The 23,237-nt window shown below is 44.2% G+C and carries 16 protein-coding genes; 2 read left to right on the top strand and 14 right to left on the bottom strand.

Annotation, left to right across the window (positions count from 1 at the left end; all coding sequences use genetic code 11):
- Positions 1 to 44: 44 nt before the first annotated feature.
- Positions 45 to 1,109, bottom strand: a complete 1,065-nt coding sequence (gene hemE, locus ACI882_RS07785) for a uroporphyrinogen decarboxylase (protein ID WP_411742793.1) — start codon at positions 1,107 to 1,109, stop codon at positions 45 to 47.
- A 73-nt stretch (positions 1,110 to 1,182) separates the two neighbouring features.
- Between hemE and ACI882_RS07780 the strand changes: the two genes are divergently transcribed.
- On the top strand, positions 1,183 to 1,758 hold the full coding sequence (locus ACI882_RS07780; RefSeq protein ID WP_411742792.1) for an ACP phosphodiesterase: 576 nt from the start codon (positions 1,183 to 1,185) through the stop codon (positions 1,756 to 1,758).
- Between the two features lie 333 nt (positions 1,759 to 2,091).
- Here the strand turns inward: ACI882_RS07780 and ACI882_RS07775 are convergent, their stop codons facing one another.
- From ACI882_RS07775 to ACI882_RS07730, 10 genes are all read right to left on the bottom strand, one after another.
- Positions 2,092 to 3,510, bottom strand: a complete 1,419-nt coding sequence (locus ACI882_RS07775) for an FAD-dependent oxidoreductase (protein ID WP_411742791.1) — start codon at positions 3,508 to 3,510, stop codon at positions 2,092 to 2,094.
- 17 nt (positions 3,511 to 3,527) lie between these two features.
- On the bottom strand, positions 3,528 to 7,973 hold the full coding sequence (gene gltB / locus ACI882_RS07770) for a glutamate synthase large subunit (RefSeq protein ID WP_411742790.1): 4,446 nt from the start codon (positions 7,971 to 7,973) through the stop codon (positions 3,528 to 3,530).
- Positions 7,974 to 8,112: 139 nt separating this feature from the next.
- Complete coding sequence (locus ACI882_RS07765) at positions 8,113 to 9,516, bottom strand: SPOR domain-containing protein (RefSeq protein WP_411742789.1); 1,404 nt, start codon at positions 9,514 to 9,516, stop codon at positions 8,113 to 8,115.
- Positions 9,517 to 9,592: 76 nt separating this feature from the next.
- The gene (gene aroB / locus ACI882_RS07760; protein ID WP_411742788.1) at positions 9,593 to 10,675 is read right to left on the bottom strand and encodes a 3-dehydroquinate synthase; all 1,083 of its coding nucleotides are present in this window, start codon (positions 10,673 to 10,675) and stop codon (positions 9,593 to 9,595) included.
- A gap of 2 nt (positions 10,676 to 10,677) precedes the next feature.
- Complete coding sequence (gene aroK, locus ACI882_RS07755; RefSeq protein ID WP_411742787.1) at positions 10,678 to 11,193, bottom strand: shikimate kinase AroK; 516 nt, start codon at positions 11,191 to 11,193, stop codon at positions 10,678 to 10,680.
- Entirely contained in the window at positions 11,193 to 13,268 is a 2,076-nt protein-coding gene (gene pilQ / locus ACI882_RS07750; protein ID WP_411742786.1) for a type IV pilus secretin PilQ, read from the bottom strand. The genes aroK and pilQ overlap by 1 nt, the downstream gene beginning before the upstream one ends.
- A 23-nt stretch (positions 13,269 to 13,291) precedes the next feature.
- Positions 13,292 to 13,843, bottom strand: coding sequence for a pilus assembly protein PilP (locus tag ACI882_RS07745; RefSeq protein ID WP_411742785.1), 552 nt, complete (start codon positions 13,841 to 13,843; stop codon positions 13,292 to 13,294).
- On the bottom strand, positions 13,843 to 14,475 hold the full coding sequence (locus ACI882_RS07740; protein WP_411742784.1) for a type 4a pilus biogenesis protein PilO: 633 nt from the start codon (positions 14,473 to 14,475) through the stop codon (positions 13,843 to 13,845). The genes ACI882_RS07745 and ACI882_RS07740 overlap by 1 nt, the downstream gene beginning before the upstream one ends.
- A 1-nt stretch (position 14,476) precedes the next feature.
- Complete coding sequence (locus ACI882_RS07735) at positions 14,477 to 15,043, bottom strand: PilN domain-containing protein (RefSeq protein ID WP_411742783.1); 567 nt, start codon at positions 15,041 to 15,043, stop codon at positions 14,477 to 14,479.
- Entirely contained in the window at positions 15,030 to 16,106 is a 1,077-nt protein-coding gene (locus ACI882_RS07730) for a pilus assembly protein PilM (protein ID WP_411742782.1), read from the bottom strand. The genes ACI882_RS07735 and ACI882_RS07730 overlap by 14 nt, the downstream gene beginning before the upstream one ends.
- 168 nt (positions 16,107 to 16,274) lie before the next feature.
- Here ACI882_RS07730 and ACI882_RS07725 point away from each other — a divergent pair, with 168 nt between their 5' ends.
- Entirely contained in the window at positions 16,275 to 18,797 is a 2,523-nt protein-coding gene (locus tag ACI882_RS07725; RefSeq protein ID WP_411742781.1) for a penicillin-binding protein 1A, read from the top strand.
- Between the two features lie 154 nt (positions 18,798 to 18,951).
- On the opposite strand, the gene ACI882_RS07720 is transcribed toward ACI882_RS07725, so the two are convergent.
- From ACI882_RS07720 to ACI882_RS07710, 3 genes are all read right to left on the bottom strand, one after another.
- The gene (locus ACI882_RS07720; protein WP_411742780.1) at positions 18,952 to 20,748 is read right to left on the bottom strand and encodes a diguanylate cyclase; all 1,797 of its coding nucleotides are present in this window, start codon (positions 20,746 to 20,748) and stop codon (positions 18,952 to 18,954) included.
- Positions 20,749 to 20,840: 92 nt separating this feature from the next.
- Entirely contained in the window at positions 20,841 to 22,652 is a 1,812-nt protein-coding gene (locus ACI882_RS07715) for a diguanylate cyclase (protein WP_411742806.1), read from the bottom strand.
- A gap of 116 nt (positions 22,653 to 22,768) precedes the next feature.
- Positions 22,769 to 23,143, bottom strand: coding sequence for a helix-turn-helix domain-containing protein (locus tag ACI882_RS07710; RefSeq protein WP_411742779.1), 375 nt, complete (start codon positions 23,141 to 23,143; stop codon positions 22,769 to 22,771).
- Positions 23,144 to 23,237: the final 94 nt, after the last annotated feature.

Here is a 23,237-nt window from a genome sequence, read left to right as displayed (position 1 = left end):
AACAATACCGCTACGGAGCTGATAAGCTCCGCAGCATAAGAGACTTAACGGTGGTATTTAGGCGATAACTCTACGACCGCTTCAATAAACGCCTGTGCATTCGCAGGGTCTACAAACTGGTGTATACCGTGGCCTAAGTTAAATATATGACCGTTACCGGGACCATACTCTTTTAAAATTCGCTCAACCTCCGCACGAATTTTATCTGGGCTAGCATACAAAACGCAGGGGTCCATATTGCCTTGCAGTGCTACTTTATCGCCCACTTGAGCACGAGCGGTGGTTAAAGAGGTAGTCCAATCTAAGCCTAAAGCGTCAGCGCCACTTTCAGCCATGACATCTAACCACTGACCGCCGCCTTTGGTAAACATAATAACTGGGACTTTGCGGCCATCGTGCTCACGAATGAGCCCAGCTATAATTTTCTTCATGTAATTCAAAGAAAACTCAGGGTAAGCAGCATGACTCAAACTACCTCCCCAGCTATCAAAGATTTGTACAGCTTGCGCACCGGCGATAATTTGCGCATTAAGGTAATCAATGATGACATCGGCTAGCTGATCTAACAAAGCATGCAACAACTCAGGCTGGTTATATAACATTGCCTTGCTGTGGCGGAAGTCTTTGCTCGAACCGCCTTCAATCATATAAGTCGCTAACGTCCAAGGGCTGCCGGTGAAGCCAATCAAAGGAACTCGACCGTTTAGCTCGCGACGAATCGTGCTCACAGCATTAATAACATAACCAAGATGGTCGTCCATTTTTGGCTGTATAAGGCGATTTAAATCTTGCTCTGAACGGATAGTTTGCTTGAATTTTGGTCCTTCTCCCGTCTCAAAGTATAACCCTAAGCCCATGGCGTCAGGGATTGTTAAAATATCCGAAAATAAAATAGCCGCATCTAATGGGTATCGCTCTAGAGGTTGTAGCGTGACCTCACAGGCAAGCTCGGCATTTTTACACAAACTCATGAAATCGCCGGCTTTTGCGCGCGTTTTACGGTATTCAGGTAAGTATCGACCTGCTTGGCGCATCATCCAAACGGGTGTTCTATCAACAGGTTCACGCATCAACGCCTTCAAAAAGCGATCATTCTTCAACTCAGTCACAACTTAGCCCCTAATTTAGTAATAGGGCATTATACTGTGACTTTCATCAACTTACGATGGTGCTTACCTAACTATGAACTTTCTCGGGCATTGTTTGTTTTCTGACCAGACACCAGAAGCACTGGCAGGCAGCCTATGGCCAGACTTTGGCTTGCGGCCAAATAACAACGCCTCAAAGGTATTTTTAGCGCACTTTGACAGACATCAAGCCATTGATAAATTTACCGACCAGTGCGACGAACTCGAACCCATGCGTCTGAAACTACGGCCTGTCTTTAGAAAAACGTCACCGCTGGTCATTGATGTACTGATCGATCATTACCTAGCGAAGCATTGGTCTTCTCATCACCCAGTACCTTTAGAGCAATTCGCAAGTCAATGCTACCAGCACCTAGACCAGTTTAATGAGTTTCCGATGAGCAAGCGCTTTGAACAAACGCTGTTTTGGATGACGAAGCAGGATTGGTTCAACGCTTATGCGCAACCAGAAGGAATTGAACAAGCATTAACCGGCATGTCCCGTCGTATTCGATTTGAAACACCACTGGCAACGCATGCGCACCAAGCCTGCTCATTGGTCGCAGGGTATGATGAGTGCTTTTCTGACTATTTAAATTCTTTAACCCAGCACTTAAACAAACAAGACTGAAAAACACCTCTAACTAATTCACCGCTATATAAGAGCTGAGGTACTGTAAAAATAGGACGTTCATTGGCATGGATGCCAATGACGAGCCCCCATGGACGGGTTTACGGCGCTCCTAGTTTTACAGTACCTCAGCGGCAGACCCCGCAAGCCAAACTAACGCACCGCCACCTAATAGCTGAGGTGCTGTAAAAATAGGACGTTCATTGGCATGGATGCCAATGACGAGCCCCCATGGACGGGTTCACGGCGCTCCTAGTTTTACAGTACCTCAGCGGCAAAAAACCACAGGCCAAACTAACGCACCTCCACCGAATAGCCGAGGTGCTTTAAGATTTAAACACCAAGATATTCCATAATGCCTTCCGCAGCTTGGCGGCCTTCATAGATCGCCGTAACCACTAAATCTGAGCCGCGTACCATATCGCCACCGGCAAAGATTTTGTCGTTACTGGTTTGGAATTTATAAGTTTGCTGCTCTGGTGCAATAACGCCTTTCCAGCCATTTAACTTAATGCCAAACTTTTCAAACCATGGCGCCGGACTAGGTTGAAAGCCGAACGCAACCAAAACGATGTCAGCGGCTAGAATCTCTTCGCTGCCCTCAATCACTTCTGGGCGACGACGACCATTTTCATCAGCCTCACCAAGCTTAGTGGTAACAAGCTTCACACCCTCTACCTTGCCATCACCGACAATGCCAACGGGCTGACGGTTGAACAAAAAGTTCACGCCTTCTTCTTTCGCGTTACCCACTTCACGAACAGAACCTGGCATGTTGGCTTCATCACGACGATAAGCACAAGTTACTGAAGCTGCCTGCTGGCGAATAGACGTACGGTTGCAATCCATAGCGGTATCGCCACCACCTAAAACCACAACTTTTTTGCCCTTCATGCTAATGAACTCACTTGGATCCTTTTCCCACCCTTGATTGTGATTCACATTGGAGATTAAAAACGGCAAGGCATCGTGAACGCCCTGCAAGTCTTCACCTTCAAAACCGCCCTTCATATTGGTATAGGTACCCATGGCCAAAAATACAGCATCGTATTCATCAATAATGGCTTGAAAGTCAATGTCTTTTCCCACTTCCGTGTTTAGTTTAAATTCAACACCCATTTCAGTGAACAGTACTCGACGCTTAGCCATCACTGACTTTTCCAATTTAAACTCAGGAATACCAAAGGTCAGTAAGCCGCCCACTTCAGGATACTTATCGAAAACTACTGGCGTGACGCCATTACGAATAAGCACATCGGCACAACCTAACCCTGCAGGGCCTGCTCCAATAACGGCGACGCGTTTATCGGTTTTAACAACTTTAGATAAATCTGGTTTCCAACCCATCGCAAAAGCAGTATCGGTAATATATTTTTCGGTATTACCAATGGTTACGGCGCCAAACTCCTCATTTAAAGTACAGGCTCCCTCGCATAAGCGATCTTGCGGACACACTCTGCCACAAACTTCAGGTAACGAATTGGTTTGGTGGCTGAGCTCGGCTGCTTCCAAGATATTGCCTTCACTGACCAGCTGTAGCCAATTAGGAATATAATTATGTACAGGACACTTCCACTCACAATAAGGGTTACCGCAATCTAGACAACGATGCGATTGTTCCGCCGCTTGGCGTTGCCCCATTGGCTCATAAATTTCAACAAATTCTTCTGTACGTGCAGTCAATTCTTTTTTAGCTGGATCTCGACGGCCAACATCTATGAATTGAAAATCGTTATTAAGTCGTTCAGTCATTTTCAGTTCTCCGTCAATTATTCAGTGCGTGCACGAGTTGTGGTTACTAAGTCACTCAAGCCGGCGGCTTTAGGTTTTACTAACCAGAAGCGACCAATGTAATCATCAAAGTTATCTAACAACTCGGCACCCCAGGCGCTGTGAGTTTCATCAACAAAACGAACGATAATACGGAACAAATGATCGCGATGATTTTCCATTTGTTCAATGTGTACACGATGAATATCAACCAGTTCGCGGTTGTATTTATCGGCGAAAGTATTTTCTAAGTCTAAAACGTAGGCAAAGCCACCCGTCATGCCAGCTCCAAAGTTACCACCTACTTTTCCTAATACAGTCACCAAACCGCCAGTCATATATTCGCAGCAGTGATCACCAGCGCCTTCAATGACAGCATGCGCACCTGAGTTGCGAACTGCAAAACGCTCACCCGCTGCACCACCGGCAAAAATCTCACCACCAGTTGCGCCATATAAACAGGTATTACCCATGATGGAGGTTTTTTGCGTTTCAAAAGCACTGCCTTTCGGCGGACGTATAACAATTTTGCCGCCCGACATACCCTTGCCAACGTAGTCATTAGCGTCACCATCGAGTATTAAGTTCAATCCGCCTGCATTCCAAACGCCAAAGCTTTGCCCTGCTATACCCGACATATTTAATGTGATGGGTGCATCGGACATTCCGAGGTTACCGTATTTTTTCGCGATAGCGCCAGAGGCTAGTGCCCCGATTGACCGATCACAGTTACCAATGTTAAAGCTGTATTCGCCACCAGACTTATGTTCGATTGCTTGTTCAATTGCAGCATAAATTTCGCGTTGCTTGGTGCCTTTATCGAATGGCTCGTTACGCTCCACTTGGCAAACCTGAGGCTTATCAGCAGGGATATTGTCACTAAATAACAATGCAGATAAATCTAATGAAGCGCGCTTGCCAGTTAAGCCTGTTCGAGCAGAAAAAATTTGTGTTTGACCAATTAATTCACCAAGCGAGCTATAGCCCAACTGAGCTAAGTGCTCACGTACTTCTTCGGCAACAAAGCGGAAATAGTTTTTTACCATTTCAACCGTACCGCGGAAATGATTGTCACGTAGGTAAGCATCTTGCGTTGCAATACCCGTTGCGCAATTGTTTAGGTGACAGATTCGTAAATATTTACAGCCTAATGCAACCATTGGAGCGGTACCAAAACCATAGCTTTCTGCACCAAAAATTGCGCCTTTAATAACATCAAGGCCAGTTTTTAAACCGCCGTCTGTTTGCAACCTCACTTTGTCGCGCAAATTGTTGCCGCGCAGCGTTTGCTGAACTTCTGCTAAGCCAAGTTCCCAAGGAGAGCCGGCATGTTTAATCGACGTTAACGGGCTCGCAGCGGTGCCGCCATCGTAGCCAGAAATGGTGATCAAGTCGGCATACGCCTTTGCAACACCAGCAGCGATAGTGCCAACGCCAGGTTCTGAAACAAGCTTTACGGAAACCAACGCTTGCGGGTTTACTTCTTTAAGGTCAAATATTAATTGCGCCAAATCTTCAATAGAATAAATATCATGATGCGGCGGCGGCGAAATTAATGTTACGCCCGGAACAGAATAACGCAGCTCAGCAATAAGTTTGTTTACTTTACCGCCGGGTAACTGACCTCCTTCGCCTGGCTTAGCACCCTGCGCAACTTTAATTTGAATAACATCGGCACTCATCAGGTAAGCTGGAGTTACACCGAAACGACCCGACGCGACCTGCTTTATTTTCGAACGTTTTATAGTGCCATAACGCTTAGGATCTTCACCACCTTCACCTGAGTTTGAACGCCCGCCTAATTCGTTCATTGCAACGGCTAAAGCTTCGTGAGCTTCTGGCGATAAAGCACCTAAGGACATTGCTGCAGAATCGAAGCGTGGGTAGATTGATTCTACCGGCTCAACATCTGACAATGGAATTGGTTCTCGACCACTTTTTAATTCTAATAAATCACGAATGGTTGATGGTGTGCGTTCGTTTACAAAACGAGCAAAATCACGGTAGCGTTTTTCATTACCCTGTTGCACTGCATCTTGTAACGCGGTTACAACATCGGGGTTAAATGCATGATATTCGCTATCATGAACGTATTTAAATTTACCGCCTTGATCAATTATCTTGCGAGCTTTCCATGCATCGGCAGCAAGCTTAATTTGCTCGTCATGAAAATGTTCAAACCTAGCACCTTGAATACGCGTGGTCACACCGGTGAAACAAAGATCAACCACCTCGGTCGAAATACCCACTGCTTCAAACAGCTGCGCGCCGCGGTAAGATGCGACCGTTGAAATGCCCATCTTAGACATTATTTTCAACAGCCCTTTGTTGATACCCTTGCGATAATTCTTATGCAGCATGTGATGATCACCCACCACTTCGCTGGTACGGATCATGTCATCAATCACTTCATACGCTAAGTATGGGTATATCGCGGTGGCGCCAAAACCAAGTGCCACAGCAAACTGATGTGGGTCTCGTATGGCGCCAGAGTCCAAAACAATATTTGTATCGCAGCGTAAACCCTTAGATATGAGGCGGTGATGAACAGCACCGGTTGCCATAGCTGCTGGAATGACCAGAGAGCCGGCTTGAATGTCGCGGTCGGTTAAGATAACAATTTTTATATTTTCTAAACTAGCTTGCTCGGCTGCATCGGCTAGCTGAAGTATTGCATCCTGCAAAGATTGCTCCGGCGCATAACTTAACGATAGCTTTCGATTTTTAAATTGCGCTGAGATTTGCTGCAGCATGTTCTTATACTTTAGCGGAGATAATACTGGCGAAGCCAAGATCAAACGGGTTGCATGCTCAGCTTGTGGTGAAAACAAGTTGGCTTCTGGTCCTAAACAAGTCTCTAAAGACATAACAACCGATTCACGCAAAGGGTCTATAGGAGGGTTAGTCACTTGCGCAAACTGTTGTCGAAAATAGTCTGTTACTGGGCGTATTTTATGAGATAGGACGGCCATCGGTGCATCATCACCCATCGAGCCTACTGCTTCCTGACCGGTTTCAGCTAATATGCGTAATACTTGTGTTCTTTCTTCTGAAGTCACTTGAAACAGTTTTTGAAAAATATTCACTGAGTCAGTGCTCAAGCTAGAGCCGTCGCCTTCTTCGGCATGCTCAAAGCGACTGCGCAGACGAACGGCATTTTTCTTGAGCCAATCTTTATAAGGATGTGCGGTTTTTAAACGGTTATCGATCGTTTCAGTTTCTAAAAACTCACCCGTGTGAGTATCAATGGCAACAATACGCCCTGGTCCTACGCGGCCTTTGGCGACCACGTCTTCAGGTTTGTAATTGAAGGTGCCTATTTCGGAGGCTAAAGTAATATAGCCGTTTCTAGTAATGACCCAGCGTGCTGGACGAAGGCCATTTCGATCTAACATACAAACGGCATAACGACCGTCTGTTAATACAACACCGGCCGGTCCATCCCATGGCTCCATGTGCATCGAGTTAAATTCATAGAAAGCCTTTAAGTCAGCATCCATATTTTCAACGTTATGCCATGCTGGCGGTATCATCGTTCGACAAGCTCGAAATAAATCCATCCCACCCAACAACATGAGTTCCATCATGTTATCCATACTGGATGAATCTGAACCGGTTGTATTCACAACAGGTTGCAGTTCAGCTAGGTGCGGAATATTGTCATTTTTAAACTTAGACGCTCGAGCTTTCGCCCAGTTACGGTTACCAGAAATGGTATTAATTTCACCGTTATGTGCAATTAGGCGGAAAGGTTGAGCCAAAGGCCACTTCGGTGCAGTGTTGGTTGAGAAACGCTGATGGAAAACGCAGATACCTGTCTCTAAACTTTGATCGGCAAGGTCTAGGTAAAAACCAGGCAGATCAACCGGCATCACCAACCCTTTGTACGAAACCACCGTATTGGACAGTGAGCAGATATAAAATTCTTCATCTTGAGAAAGCTGTTGTTCGGTTTTTCGGCGTGCGGTATAGAGTTGAATTGCGAGCTTGTCTGCATCGCTGCCTCGAACAAAGACTTGCTGAATATCAGGTAGGCAATCTAAGGCCATTGGTCCGCAATATTCCGTATTGGTTGGCACAGTGCGCCATCCTACAAAGTCCAAACCTTGATTGGTAATTTCTTTTTCTAGTACCTGCCTTGCCTGTTGATTCTTTGCCGTATCTTGGCTAAGGAAGATCATGCCGATGGCGAATGCATCGCCTAAGTCTACTTCAAATAAGTTTTGAGCTTGGGCCTTGAAGAATGTTTCTGGCATTTGCAGCAATAAACCACAACCATCACCTGTTTTACCATCCGCGGCGATACCACCACGGTGAGTCATGCAGGTTAATGATTCAATAGCCGTTGCGAGTAAATCGTGACTTGCTTGACCTTCCATGTGGGCTATCAAGCCAAAGCCACAGTTGTCTCGGAATTCAGCCGGGTTATATAAACCTTGACTCATAGACGTTCACCTTTTGTTTGCTCCGTGCTTCGAACTTATTGCTTTGTGAAGCACTTGGAGACTAATCCAAATATTTGATGAAAGTCAGTTTAATGTCAATTTCCCGCCGAGCATATTTATAACGGTATAATAAGCTATATTAATTTACAGATGTCTTGCGGATAGCCGAAAAAGTGCGTATCCAAGGGGTTTGTTTCTCAAAACTTTTTGGCAAAGAGCCTACTGCCTTTTGCGCTTCAGCCTTAGAATCATACTGGCCATAAATTAATACAAACCAAGGCTTATCCTCATAAGTGGTCTCAACTATATCGACTAGTTTTGGCTCGCTAAACTCCTGAACAACGGCGTTGAGTTTGTTTCGATCGTGAACACCAATAAGCTGCATAGTAAATTGCTCATCCTTAGCACGAGCCAGCAAATTGGTGGCAGGCGCAGGCTTGGGCGCTATTTCTACAACAACCTCTTCTGTAACAGCAACAACAGGCTCATCTTTATTCGTCGCATCTAATTCATTAGTTTGCGAATTTATTGCAGGCGAGAGCTCATTTGCTGGCCCTGGTTCAACCTCTGGAGTTTCAGCTACCTGCTGAGTTTTCGCTTCTATTTTGGCGGCCGCATCGGCTAACTTTTGCTGAACATTAGATAGCGGCTCTGCAGTAGGAGTGACCTCGACTTGCGTAACTGCGCCTTTTTTCTCATTTAAATTATAGAGTAAGGCGATACTGACAATGGTCAGGGCGGCAATACCCGCAATCATATGGGTAATAGGGAAGCCTTTTGTTTTTTCGGCCGTACGGAATGTCGTGCCGATTAAATAATCCCGAGCCAGCTCGTTGAGCGCGAGTAGAGAGCCTTTTGACATTTGATTGAGCCGAACGATGTCTTTTGGAGAAAAAGGCAGGTCACCGACATTGCCTGCGGCGACTAAGCGGTCTTTGAGGTAAAGCGCAGCATCATCATCAGACAATGCATCAAGCGGATAAGAGAACCAATCATCTTCGTGCAACCCTGAAATAGAGTCATAAGATTCCACTAACCAAAGTTGGCGTAATCGGGTTTCTAATTGCGCAGAAGTACGAAATCGAGCCGCTAGCGACAATAACGGCTCAGCAAGCTGGTCGGCATATTGGATAACCAATAAAAAAGCCTCACCTGCATCAGTACGTTCGGCTATGACTTGGTTAATTTGAGCAACCATTGTATCTGCATCGGGCTCAACTTTTAGCCCTAAACCCAACTGGCCCACTATTTCTTTTAGTAGCTCATCTGTGGTTTCAACTTCACTGCCATCTAACCACGCGATTCGCCAATGGTCTTCCAGCATCTTTAATACATGCTGTGTAAGCATTCGCTTACCTGAACCTACAGGGCCGAAAACAAGCCCATCTTGAGGGCTATAAGTAAGCAAATGGCGGATAGTTTCTGCTATCTCGTAACGACCACCCGCTCCACTGAAGACCATTGCATCGACTAGAGCGCCGAATGGGTCGTATTTTAAACCGTAAAAGGACTGCATTCGCTCGGATTGTTCAGATAGATCCACGTATTTCTCCAACTTAAATGCGATTAACAGCCATTTAAGCGGCTATTAATCGCGCTGTCTAGAGTTATAGTGAGCTTTAGCGGCAAAAATGATTCAAGGTAGCTAAAAGATCATCCTGAGAAAACTCTGATGTTATAAACGCATGCCCTAATTGCTTGAGTAAAATCAGCTTTAAGGTACCTGCATCAACCTTTTTATCTCGATACATGGCGGTTAAATACTGATCTGAAGTCATTCCTTCAGGGGAGTCTACTGGTAAATTTGAACGTCTGATCAGCTTAGTAAGCCGAGCAGCATCTGCTTTGCAGATATAACCTAGGTGTGCAGACATATAAGCGGCCATTACCATGCCAATCGCTACGCCTTCACCGTGTAAATAGGTGCCATAGCCCATCGTCGTTTCAACCGCATGGCCAAAGGTATGGCCAAAATTTAATGTTGCCCGCACGCCTTGCTCTGTTTCATCTTGGGCAACCACCGCAGCTTTGATCTCACAGGACCTTGAAATTACCTCAATGAGACTAGCATGCTCTAAAGCCAAGATGCTATCGAGGTTTTCTTCTAGGTAGGCTAAGTAAGTCTCATCGTGCAACGCGCCATGCTTAATTACCTCAGCAAAGCCCGCTGCAAATTCATTCTCAGGCAAGGTAGACAACACAGTAGGATCTATAAACACCGCCAATGGTTGCTTAAAGGCGCCGATCATATTTTTCCCGAGTGGATGGTTAACACCAGTTTTGCCACCAACAGATGAGTCAACTTGTGACAATAACGTTGTCGGTACTTGTAAAAAATCGACACCGCGCTGATAAGTTGCAGCAGCAAAGCCGGTCATATCACCAACGACCCCTCCACCTAAAGCAACCAAAGCAACCTTTCGACTACAAGGCTTAGTAAGCAGCGCATCAAAAATCAAGTTTACCGTTTCTAAGGTCTTATATTGCTCGCCATCGGGTAGAATTACGAAGTCGACCGTTTTACCTGCCTCGATTAACGGTGCCTTGATTTTTTCTAAATAAAGCGGGGCAATTGTGCTATTGGTTACAATCATTATTTCTTGATTCGGCAATGACTGCACCAAGAGTTCGGGCGAGTTAAAACAATTGCCAATATAAATAGGGTAGGAACGATCGCCTAAAGCAACGCTGACAGTTTTCATGATTAGTCTTCTATGAAAGAAATAATTTCCTGCATGACTAACTTAGTTGGTTTTAAATTAGTATCAATGCATAAGTCTGCGACTTCATTATAAATAGGATTTCGCACTTCCGCCATGGCCTCTAAGGTTGCCTGCGGGTTTTCTGTTTGCAATAAAGGTCTATTTTTATCACGTCCAGTTCGCTGCAATTGCTGCTCTACTGACGTTGAAAGAAAGATTACCACGCCTGATTGCTTGATACATTGCCGATTCTGCACTCTTAAAATGCAGCCTCCGCCTGTTGCAATAATTTGTGGAGACTCTGCACAAACTTCTTCTATCGCTTGAGTTTCTCTATCACGAAAGCCTTCTTCGCCTTCAATATCAAAAATCCAGGGAATAGTCGCACCAGAACGCTCTTCAATTACTTTATCGACGTCAACAAAAGAGCAGCTAAGCTGCTCAGAAAGGAGTCGACCAATGGTGCTTTTGCCTGCGCCCATTGGTCCAACTAATATGAGGTGTTTCTGCAGAGGCATTAGTTCGCCACGATTCCCTCTTCAATAATCTTCGGTGTAATAAAGATTAGTAGCTCGGTCTTTTCTTCAACTTCTGAGGTTCTTCGGAACAAGCTTCCAACTAACGGTAAGTCACCTAGAATTGGAGTTTTATCTGTACTGGTATTCTTACTTATACGATAAACCCCACCTAGCACCAAGGTTGATCCGTTATCGACCAACACTTGCGTTGTCACATTGTTCACGTCTAGCGTAACAGCACCTACAGCACCCGAAGATGAGATTGAGTCTTGGTTTATCTTCAGTTGCATAATGACACGGTCATCGGGCGTTAACTGAGGAATAACATCAAGCTTCAAACCTGCTTCAACAAACACGGTTTCGCCATCAGGACCGCTAACACCAATACTTTGACCTGAGAAGATACTCGCAGACTGTCCATCAGAAGTTATCACTTTAGGCTGTGAAACAACTTCAGCATCACCTTGGCTTTCTAGCGCGGCAATCTGTAAATCGATCAGCGATAAGCCTGCATCAGACAAACCAATTGAGAAGGTATTGTTTGAAGCGCCTGGAGGTAAGCCTACAAAAAATGAACTCGGCGTTGTTAGGTTTGCACCTATAGCCGGCTCAACCGCACCTTGCCATGTCACACCAAACTGTTCACTAGATGACGTACGAGCGGTAACAATACGTGCTTCAATCAACAGTTGACGTACGGGTACATCGAACACTTCAATTGCACGACGTATACCATTTAGGTTGATTGCAACATCCGTCACGATCAACGTATTTGTTCGAGTATCAACGACTACGCTACCGCGAGGAGACAAGAAGCCATTTGATAAACCCGTAGACGTTGCAGTAGTGGCGCCATCTTCACTGGTGGTGGTCGTTGTATCTGATGAGCCTGATTTCTCAGAAATAATCTTGGCGATATCTTCTGCTTTGGCGTAATTAATCTGCACATACTCAGTACGTAGTGGAGCCAACTGAATGGTTTGCTTTCTTGCTTCCAACTCTAAACGCTCTTGTTCCGCTAATTCAGCTGCCGGAGCCACAAGTAAAACGTTACCGTTTTGACGCTTATCAAGACCATTTGTTTTCAAAACTAAGTCAAGTGCTTGGTCCCATGGAACATTGTTAAGCCGCAAAGTAATGGTTCCGTTAATTGAATCCGAAGCGACCAAGTTAATACCAACATAGTTAGCAATAATCTGCAGTACATCTCGCACTTCAATGTCTTGGAATACTAAGGATAGTTTGTCACCACTATATGGGAAGCGTTCTTTCAGACGCTCTTCTTCTTCAGCTGCAGTTAATTGATTAACTTCAACGGTCATTCGATTATCTGCTTGGTAAGCCAAGTAATCATAGGCTCCATCTACTTCTAAACGAATGATTGCATGATTATCTTCATTGTAAACATTAATAAAATGAACTGCGGTTGCAAAATCGACAACATCTAATCGACGGCGTAAATCTGCAGGCACTTCAAACCCATCGACTTGAATGTAGATGTCACCACCTTTTTCGTAAACTGAAGCATTCGCACCTGAGTTTGCAAATTCAACGACTACTTGACCTGCACCCGTTTCCGTCCGGCGAAAATCAACATTTTGCACTTCATTAATCTTTGCTTTTAATGCTGGCTGAACAGCTGGAACAGCTTGCGCTTTCTTTGCTACCCCAGGTTTTGATACTAATGAACTCGCATCGTCACCAATAAATACAGAAACAACATTGCCATTTACTTCAGTTGCATAGCTCACTAGTTTCGTAAGACTAAACACAACTCGAGTACGGTCTCCGGTATCCAAAATGGCAGCATTTCGCGTATTTCCACTACCAATTTGAATATATTTTTTACCTATCAAGCTAGACACACCTGCAAAATCTAGCGATATCCGCGCAGGATCTTCAATGCTATAGCCAACGGGCTCAGGAGCAATGCCATCAAATGTCAGGACAATTTGTGTCCGATCACCCGACAATGACAACACTTCCAAATCTGTAAGACTCGACGCAAAGGCGTTCGATAGGAAGCAGATACTTACGAAAGCAAGCAGTGCTTTATAACTTTTAATAACGTTCACAATTTTCACCTCACCACCCTTGCTCATTGTTCTATGCCATCGAGAACAATGGCTCTCGGGCGCTCTACCCAGTTATCATTCCCTGAAGGGACAATTTCTATTAAATCTATCTGTGTTTCTGATATATCAATAATGCGGCCAAAGTTACGGCCTAAATAATTTCCAACCTGAACCCGATGAACTTCGCTCTGGCCATCTTTAACGAGCGCCCACAATACAGGTGCTTCGTCTAAGCCGTTTAGCGTGCCGACCATTTTAATATTCTCAACACGAAAAGTTTCTAAGTATTCTTTAACTCGATCTAAGTCGGGCTTTACATTGCTTTTCGGCGCTGCTCTTTCTGCTTGAATTAACTCAATAGGCCTTGGGACTTCGAATGGAGATCGATTTCCACTGGCGGTATAAGAGACTAGATCAGGAGGAATAAATTCTGGCGGTGGAGGAATAGTCCCCTTAGGCCGAGAATCTTGTTCGTTAACATATGCTTTTAGATCTGTTAGTGGATCTTGCTGCACACAGCCCGTAAGCAACACAACTAAGGCTAACGGCAACAGTAATAAGGACTTTTTCATCATTATTCCTCCGCCTTATAGCGATAGGTCTTCGCTGAAATTCTCATAGATAGGGGAGCTTCCGCTTCATCACCCGATGAACTGCTTCTGGACTGAGTACTAATATCAAAGTCATGCAATGTCACGATACGTGGGATTGCGGCCATGGCACTGACGAAGTTCCCCATTTCATGATAAGAGCCACGCACCGTAATATTAATGGGTGTTTCAATATAGAACTCCTTGGTTTGCTCACCCTGTGGGGTAATTTTATCTATCTCTAAACCGCTTTGAGTACCTGTTGTGCTGATGTCATCTAACAGCCCAGGCATTTCAGTTTCATCAGGCAGCTGAGATAATAGGGCGCCAAACGTTTCTTCCATTTCAGCGAGTTGCTCCTTAAACGCATCTAAGTTTGCGACTCGAAATGATTTAGTTCGGTATTGTTCTTTAAGCCCTTGCTCTTTGCCCTGCTCACGCACGAAACGCTCTTGTGATGCTTTCACTGTAAACCAGTAGAAACCAAACACAATTAGTGCGGCGACAAGCAATAATGCAGTAATCCGTACAACCAAAGGCCAAGAACCTATGTTATTAAAATCCGGATTTTCATAATCGAATTCTTTAAAGCCTTCAAAAAAACCTTTTGCGCTCATTTTATGCATCCTCTTTAGGTCGGAGAGGATTAGTGACATTTACTTTCAAGCTAAAGTTATTGCCAACAACGTCATTTCCTTCTTTAATCGCTTCAACATCTTGTAAAAAAGTATTACTAAACCACTCAGACCGGTCTAGATTACGAAGAAAGTCTGAAATCGCCAATTTTTTATCCGCAAAACCTTTTATTTCAAGGAGAGAGCCTTTTCTACTTAAGCTATTGAAATAAACACCATCGGGAGTCGCAGCGACCAGTTCTTCAAAGATATGCACGATAATCTGTCGATCGCCTTGCAGGCTTTGAATAACATTCATACGCTCGACCAACGCTTCACGCTGCTGCCGGAGACCCTCAATTTCTTTGATTTTACCGTCTAACTCTTTATTCTTAGTATCGAGGTAAGTGTTACGTGTAACCTGGTAGTCTACTTGCGCTTGAACCGCCTGATTCCAGCTAAAGCCCGCCGCTCCGGCACAAATAGCAACTAACATAAGAATAAGTATAAATTGTTTCTGTCTAGCTTCTCGGCGCTCTTCACGCCAGGGGCGTAAATCAATATTTGCCATCTTCGAAGCTCCTCAGGGCAAGTCCACAAGCAATCATCATTGCGGGGGCATCGTTAGTCAGATTAGCTGCATTCACCTTGCTTGATAACGTCATATTAGCAAAAGGGTTCGCAATGATAGTATTGGTCCCTATCTTCTCTTGCACTCGCTGCGCAAGACCTGGAATAGAAGCTGTACCACCACCCAAAATAATATAGTCAACATCATTGTACTGCGACGCAGCAAAGAAGAACTGCAAGGAACGACTAACCTGTTGTACAACCGCCTCTTTAAACGGCTCTAAAACCTCGCTGGTATAGTCATCTGGCAACCCACCTTGCTTTTTAGCTAAACCGGCTTCTTGTTGAGTCATACCATAGCGACGCATAATCTCTTCAGTTAGCTGCTTGCCACCAAAGAGTTGTTCACGTGTATAAATGGTATTGCCTTCATTCAAAACACTGAGAGTTGTCATCGTATGACCGACGTCAACAATTGCGACGGTGATGCCTTCATCAGTTTTTTCTAACTGATCTGACAACAATCCAAACGCACGTTCTAATGCAAAGGCTTCAACATCGACCGCTTTACAGGTTAACCCTGCAATAGCCAATGAATCTTGTCTTAACTCAACATTCTCTTTTCGGCAGGCAGCAAGTAACACATCGACAAGGTTTTCACCTTTAGCCGAAGGACCTTGAACTTCAAAGTCTATCGCTACTTCATCGAGTGGATACGGAATATATTGGTCTGCTTGGACCTCAATATCTGTTTCCATCTGCTCATCAGTTAAACCGGCATTCATCTCGATCGTTTTCGTGATCACAGACGAACCCGCGACTGCAACGGCAGCCTCTTTGATTTTTGAACGAGATTTTTTGTAGAGTTTTTCTATTGCTTCGCCCACTGCTGCTTCATCGTTGATATTCTTTTCAACGACAGCATTTTCAGGCAACGGCTCAACAGCATACGCCTCGACGCGATAGCCATCTCCACTACGACTTAGCTCCATCAATTTTACCGAAGTAGAACTGATATCGACACCAAGTAACCTTTTTTGTTTCTTTTTGAATAAGGAGGCCACGGATGTTTCCCTTCAACAACACGTACTTACGAACGTTTCTTAGTTTTTACATTAACTATTACATAACACAATAGACCAATCCGCAATGTATAAAAAGGACAATTTCTGCTTATAATGGGGGGCTTTTATCTAAAACGTGACGTAACTCCTTATTTTGATTGGAAAAACATGAAATTTTTGACTAAAACAATCCGACTACTCATTTGGTCACTCTTTGCTGGTTTTTGTGGCTTGGTTCTCATTTCTGCCAGTATGTACCTCTACTTATCTCCGGCATTACCGGATGTTCAGAAGCTTAGAGACTTCAAATTACAGACGCCCATGCGAATTTTGAGCGCTGATAACAAACTGATCGCCGAGTATGGGGAGCAACGTAGAGCGCCTCTGAATTACTCAGAAATACCCGTTCGTTTTGTTCAGGCGCTCATCGCAATAGAAGATAAACGCTTCGAACAACATTCTGGCGTTGACCCGGTTCGGTTCACGCGCGTTGTTTTAGATGTATTAATTACTGGCAATAAGGAAGGGGCTGGCGGCTCAACTTTGACCCAGCAAGTCGCCCGAAATTACTTTTTGACCCAGCAAAAGACATTTACACGGAAATTTACCGAAATTTTGCTCGCGCTAAAAATGGAAAGCGAGTTAACCAAAGCGGACATTTTCGAGCTCTATATCAATAAACACTTTTTAGGTTATCGATCTTACGGAATTCAGGCGGCAGCATCCGTTTACTATGGAAAAGATATTAACGACCTTAGTTTAGCGCAACTTGCCATGATCGCTGGTTTGCACCAAGCCCCATCCTACGCCAACCCGATTGCCAATAAAACACGGGCGATGAAACGCCGTAATACCGTACTAACAGCAATGTACACCAATAATTTCATCACCCTGGTTGAATACGAAGAGGCAAAGTTAGAGCCGATTACTGCAAAATATCACGGTAACAACCCTGACTTTGAAGCTTGGTACCTTGCTGAAATGGTCAGAGCAGAAATGCTTAACCGTTACGGTGAAGACGCTTATAACGATGGCTATACCGTTTACACCACGGTTAGTAGTGAGCTACAACTAGCCGCCAACCGTGGGGTGCGTAAGAACTTAGTCGTATACTCTCGCCGGCATGGTTACCTTGGCCCCGAATCAACCCCTGAAGATAAAGACTTTGACATTGCAACTCAGCTAGAAAGCCGCTTAGAAGTATTAAACAGCACGTCTGTTTATGGCGGACTTATTCCCGCATTAGTCATACAATCTGGTCCCGAAGGGCTTACAGTCCAAGCAAAAGGCTCTGAAGAACTTATTACCCTTGATCTTGAATCCATAAAATGGGCCCGAGAGCGCATTAAAGTCGACGAATTTGGACCTGCCATTACCGATGGCCTACAAGTTGCCAGCCCTGGCGATATCGTGCGCCTAGAAGCGACCAAAGAAGGTTGGCTATTGGCACAAATACCTTATGCGCAAGGTGCGATAGTTGCCCTGTCTCCAACTGACGGCAGCGTACAAGCACTTGTAGGTGGCTTTGATTACAATTTAAACAAGTACAACCGAGTTACTCAATCGGCTCGTCAGTCTGGCTCCAATTTCAAACCCTTTGTCTATAGTGCGGCCATAGACAAGGGCTATACACCCGCTACGATCATTAATGATGCACCCATCGTTCGAGCAGACTCAGCTCAAGAAGATGTTTGGCGACCTAAAAACTCAGGCGATCGCTACCTGGGCCCAATTCCAATGCGCCAAGCCTTATATCAATCTAGAAACTTATCTGGCATTCGGATACTGGATGATATCGGCGTATCATACGCTAGAAATTATGCCACCCGCTTTGGTTTCAAAAAAGAGTCATTGGTCAACGATATGACCCTTATTCTAGGCAGTTCTGTTATGTCTCCTATGGAAGTCGCAAGAGGCTATGCAACCTTTGCAAACGGTGGGTATCTCGTTGACCCTTACTTTATTGATCGCATTGAAGACAAAAACGGTAATATTTTATTTGAAGCGAACCCTGCTATTGTATGCCGAGGCTGCCCAGAAACCTCAGCCGCATTTGATGAAAATGCCAACGTCGCCGAAAGCTCAGAAGCTATTGATATTGCGCCGCTTACCCTAGCCATTGATGGCGAAAGTACTCAAGACACCACAATAGCAAAGCGTTATGCACCGCAAGTCCTATCCCCTCAAACGGCATTCTTAATAGATTCAATGCTGAAAGATGTCATAACAAAAGGCACCGGACGAGCCGCCTACAATGCACTCCCCCGTACTGACCTAGCTGGTAAAACAGGCACCACGAACGATGCAGTCGACGCTTGGTTTACTGGATACAACGGCGATATTGTCGCCGCAACCTGGGTAGGCTACGACAGCAACGTTTCTCTAGGGTTCAATGAATTTGGTGGCAAAGCCTCGCTGCCCGGTTGGATAGAATTCATGCAAACCGCATTGAAAAACAAACCATTGAATAATCTGCCGCAACCCGTTGGCATCACGCAAGTCAGGATCGACCCGAAAACAGGTCTTTTGGCAACGCCAAGTACCCCAAACGCCAGTTTCGAGTATTTCGCTCAAGGGACTGCCCCAACGGAATACACCAATACTCAGCTCACTATTGATTTTAGTGCTGAACAATCAGCGCCGATTGAGGATGAAGGCGAGCCAGAGGCTTCGGTGGAATCGTTGTTTTAAGCGGTCAGCTTCAAGCTGCAAGTAAAGGGTTTGGGGCTGCGGGCTGCGGGCTGCGGGCTGCGGGCTGCGGGCTGCGGGCTGCGGGCTGCGGGCAACAGCAAAACTTCTTGGGGCTTAGCGGCCTAACAATGTTTGAGCTACCTGCCCTATTGGATTAGAGGGATACACAATTTCTGCCTCTATTTTTTGCGCGGTAGAGTGCTTTGTCTGCCGCAATGATGGCTTCTTTTAGTTTTACCCCTTTACCTGAGTGATGAACCGCTACACCAAAACTGGCGGTGACTTTTAGTGTTATTTTATTGTCTGAATAGGCTATTGAATTCTCTAAGCGCGAGCGAAGGCTTTCGGCCATTTCTTCTGCCCTATCCAAACTTGCTCCTGGCAGTATGAGCAAAAACTCTTCGCCGCCATAGCGACATTTAAAGTCGCTTATCCGTAAGGAATAACCATGTAATAAAGAGGCTACATATACTAAAATTTCATCACCTATATCATGCCCATAGGTATCGTTAATATGTTTAAAATAGTCTAAGTCGAGCATTACGACCCCTGTTGTCACTCCTTTTTCTGAATCACTAAACTCAAAACTATCTTCTAATTTTTTTAAACCCGTTCTATTGGCTAGCCCTGTTAAATGATCATGATGGCTTTCCATTAACGCTTTAGAGTGTGCTTGCTGTAAATCTTCCTTTTCCTTCGAAAGCCGGTTCGATCTAGAAAGACTGTCGCGTAATTGCTGACCCACTAGCTGTGCTTGGAAAAACAAAAATATAAAAAAGACATATTCGACCAGATAGATATTATGCGTTGAGCTGCGAGAAGCAATAACGTCATTAACTCCCCCTGCACCAAGAATGAGTGAGCTTATAAATATTTGCCATGAAAACCTCAGTTTTCTAAGTACACCGACAACCATAACAACAATGACTGCTGCACTCCAAAAACTTAAAAATAACAAGTAGGCATCCAAATATTTGGATATCAGCGGTGCTGGCAAATATATAGTTAAAAGAGAAGCTATTAACCAAGAAAGCACCGCGAAGTAAATTATAAACTTAGGCACTATTCTCGGCAGCATATAATTTAGGAAAATGAAATAGGATACGGGCAAAAGCACTAAACTCAGGTATTCGGTTTTTATTGTTAGCAAAAAATGATTTACGGTCCATTGCTGAACGAACAACTCTATAAAACCTGCAGTACTCGCACTTCTAAGCGCTGCCGCAAAACATAAGATAGATAAAAGCAGGGTACTTAAATTGTCACGAGAGAAGCGATACTGAACTAAATAGTGAAGACTCATAACGAACAAGCTGCCAATGAGGATTCCGCGAACAACCCAATTTTGGCTATCTGCTCGGTGAAAAAACTCACTGCGTTGAATTGATATTGGCTGGCGAATGCCACCTTTGTACATATTCTGTTTTGTAATATGAGCAATCAACAAGCCTTCTGATTCACCTGTGAAACTATAGCTTTCCGATTCTATCCCAGTGTAAGCACCTGATTGCCAGTCCCCTGATGTGCCTATAATTATGGACTCGTTCGATCCTGCAGGAAGCCAATATAGCCGATACCCGCCAGCGATATAGGAAACATTAAGACTTATTGCAAAACCTAAATTTCTGGGAATTCGTAATGGTAACGCATAGGTCGCTGAGCCATGCTGGTAAGGATTATCAGTCAATTCAGCAACCGCATCGTTCCACGGCTGAGGCACGTTTAACGTGCCTATTTGTCCTGCCTCTATTTTTGAACGAAGTTCATTAATCGGTACATGCTCGCCAAAGCTGAACCACCAACTACCATTCAACTCTATTTGCTGGCCACTTAAAAGCGTTTCTCTATCAAGATCAAAACGGCTTACCTCAACTGCATTGGCTAGTCCACAGAAGGCGCAAAATAAAAATGCAAAAAAACAATTAAAGTGAGGGTTAAATAGAGGTTTCAAGCGAAATTTCCACTATGTACGTTCAATTCATGAAGCGTAGACTATTTATTAAAAGGGTGCGAATCGCTATAGGGATGCCTGTAATTTTGTTTTTAGTTTAAGTTTACAACCGAAACACAGTTCCTTCCGCTTTGTTTCGCGCGATATAATGCTGAATCCGCTTGTGAGATAACTTCTTTCAGAGATTCACCTCTGTTTACATAATAGACCGAGACTCCGAAACTCGCTGTAATTTTTAGTGTTATTTTTTCATCTGAATAAGCAACTGCACCTTCAAGCTTAATGCGAATTTCTTGCGCTACCTCTTGGGCTTTCTCTAAACCAGCACCGGGCAATAAGATCAAGAATTCCTCCCCCCCATAACGACACTTAAAGTCACTTGCTCGTAGGGAGTGACCATGCAAAAGGGACGCGACAAAAATTAAAATTTCATCTCCAATATCGTGACCATTAGTATCATTGACCTGTTTGAAATGGTCCAAATCAAATAAGATGACACCAACCGTATAGTCTGCTTTAGCTGCAGCAACGCGGGTAAGTTGCTCAATTTCTTCCGCAAGCGCAAGCCGATTACACAGCCCAGTCAAATGATCCTGATGGCTTGCCATAATTGCCTTCGAATGAGCTAACTGAAGCTCTTGTTTTTCTTCTGTCAACCTAATTGACTTTACCTGACTATCGCGAAGTTGCTGACCAACCAATTGGGCCTGAAAAAATAGAAAAGCAAAAAATACATACTCCACTACATAGAAGTTATAAACCCCGCTATATGACGCAAAGACATCATTAAATCCACCAATACAAACAATCAAAGTACTCACCATTATCTGTCGTGAAAAACGCCTCCTTCTATAGACTCCATAGCCGATGAGTACAAGAATAGCCATTGCCCAAACAAACAAAAACAACTGATAAATCTGCAAATACTTAGTCATTAGTGGCGTCGATATAACCAAAGTGACAACTAAACCAATAAAGAATGAAACGGAAGCAATCTTAACGATAAATTTAGGAACAATTTTCGGCAACATCGAATTCAAGTAGACAAAATAGGCAGTCGGAATTATAAGCATGCTCGTATATTCAAGCTTAATACGAATTGCATAATAGCTGCTTACCCACTCGTGAAGAAATAACTCAATAAACCCAGCTGTACTGAGACTGCGAAGTACCGCAGACAAACATAGCAAAGACAATAATAATGTACTTATGCTTGCTCGAGAGTAAAAATATTGAATCAAGTAATGAATACACATAATAAGCATACTGCCAACCAGAATACTGCGTACTACCAAATCTTGATTATTAGCCTGAGTAAAAGGCTCACTACGCTGTAGATAGATAGGCTCTTGAAAGCCACCTAGATTTACATTTTTCTTAGCAACATGTGCTATAAGAATACCGGCGGATCCATTTGGAAAATGGAAATAGTCTATTTTAGAGCCATTATATAGCCCAGTCTCCCAGTCACCAGACGTGCCGATAATAACAGGCTCTTGATCACCTTCTGGAAGCCAGTATAAACGATAAGAGCTAGCAATATACTGAGCATGTATCGTCAGTGCATAGTTTGGCGGCTTACTAAAACTCAACGGAAGGGCGAATGTTGCGACACCATGTTGAAAGGGGTCATCAGTCAGGTTTTTTACTTTCTTATTCCATGAACCCGGTACGCTAAGAGAGTCCATTTGATTGCGTTCTATTCGCTGTCGAAGTTGATTAGTTGGAATTTGTTCCCCAAAAACAAAATACCAATCGGCGTTCAAATACACTCGCTGGCCGCTGGCCAGCAAACCCTCATCAACCTCAAAGCGAAGCTTTCCGCTAGTATCTGCACTAGCTGAAAATGCGCACAAAATACTAAACATTAATGCAATTAACTGGATTTGAAGCAAGGGAGGCATGGGGTTCAAGTAAAACGTCCGCTGCAAACTATGAATAGTTAAAGCGTAGCCTATTATTTAACAGTGCGCGAATGGGCAATTAAGATATCCGTAATATTTCAATTGCTGCTGAAAATTCATTTATATTCGATTGATACCGGAATATTCAAGTCGATAAATCGCTGCCTAATACGGAAAAGCACGACACCGAATGTGCTCATTGGCAACCCCTCAAACTCAGGATATTCATTAAGCAAATCTTCTTCTTCAATAAATCGGTATAAAACCACACCACTTTGAGAGTCTTGCTCATGGAAGTTGAATAATTTATCAGCGGTTGCGTTCAAAAGTCCATCAATTGCATTAAGCGAATCTATTACGCCTTGAGGTAGTTTCTTTTTACCAGATTCCCATTTTCGAATCGTGCGTTCGTCTACGTCGATTACTTTAACTAGCGTTGATATTGTTAGGCCTAAGGCCTCACGAAGTGTTTTAAACTCGGCTGGGTGCATAAATCGGGCTCTTTGTTTGGTTGAGGGGATGGTAGCATAGAATCGGCTTCGGGCTTCGTCTGCATGTAAAAAGTACGGTACCGGCTTGAGCTGA

It is taken from the genome of Reinekea sp., from assembly GCF_046710285.1.
GTDB lineage: Bacteria > Pseudomonadota > Gammaproteobacteria > Pseudomonadales > Natronospirillaceae > Reinekea.
The sequence above is the reverse complement of the archived record's forward strand: the minus strand, read 5'-3'. Positions and strand labels throughout refer to the sequence as shown.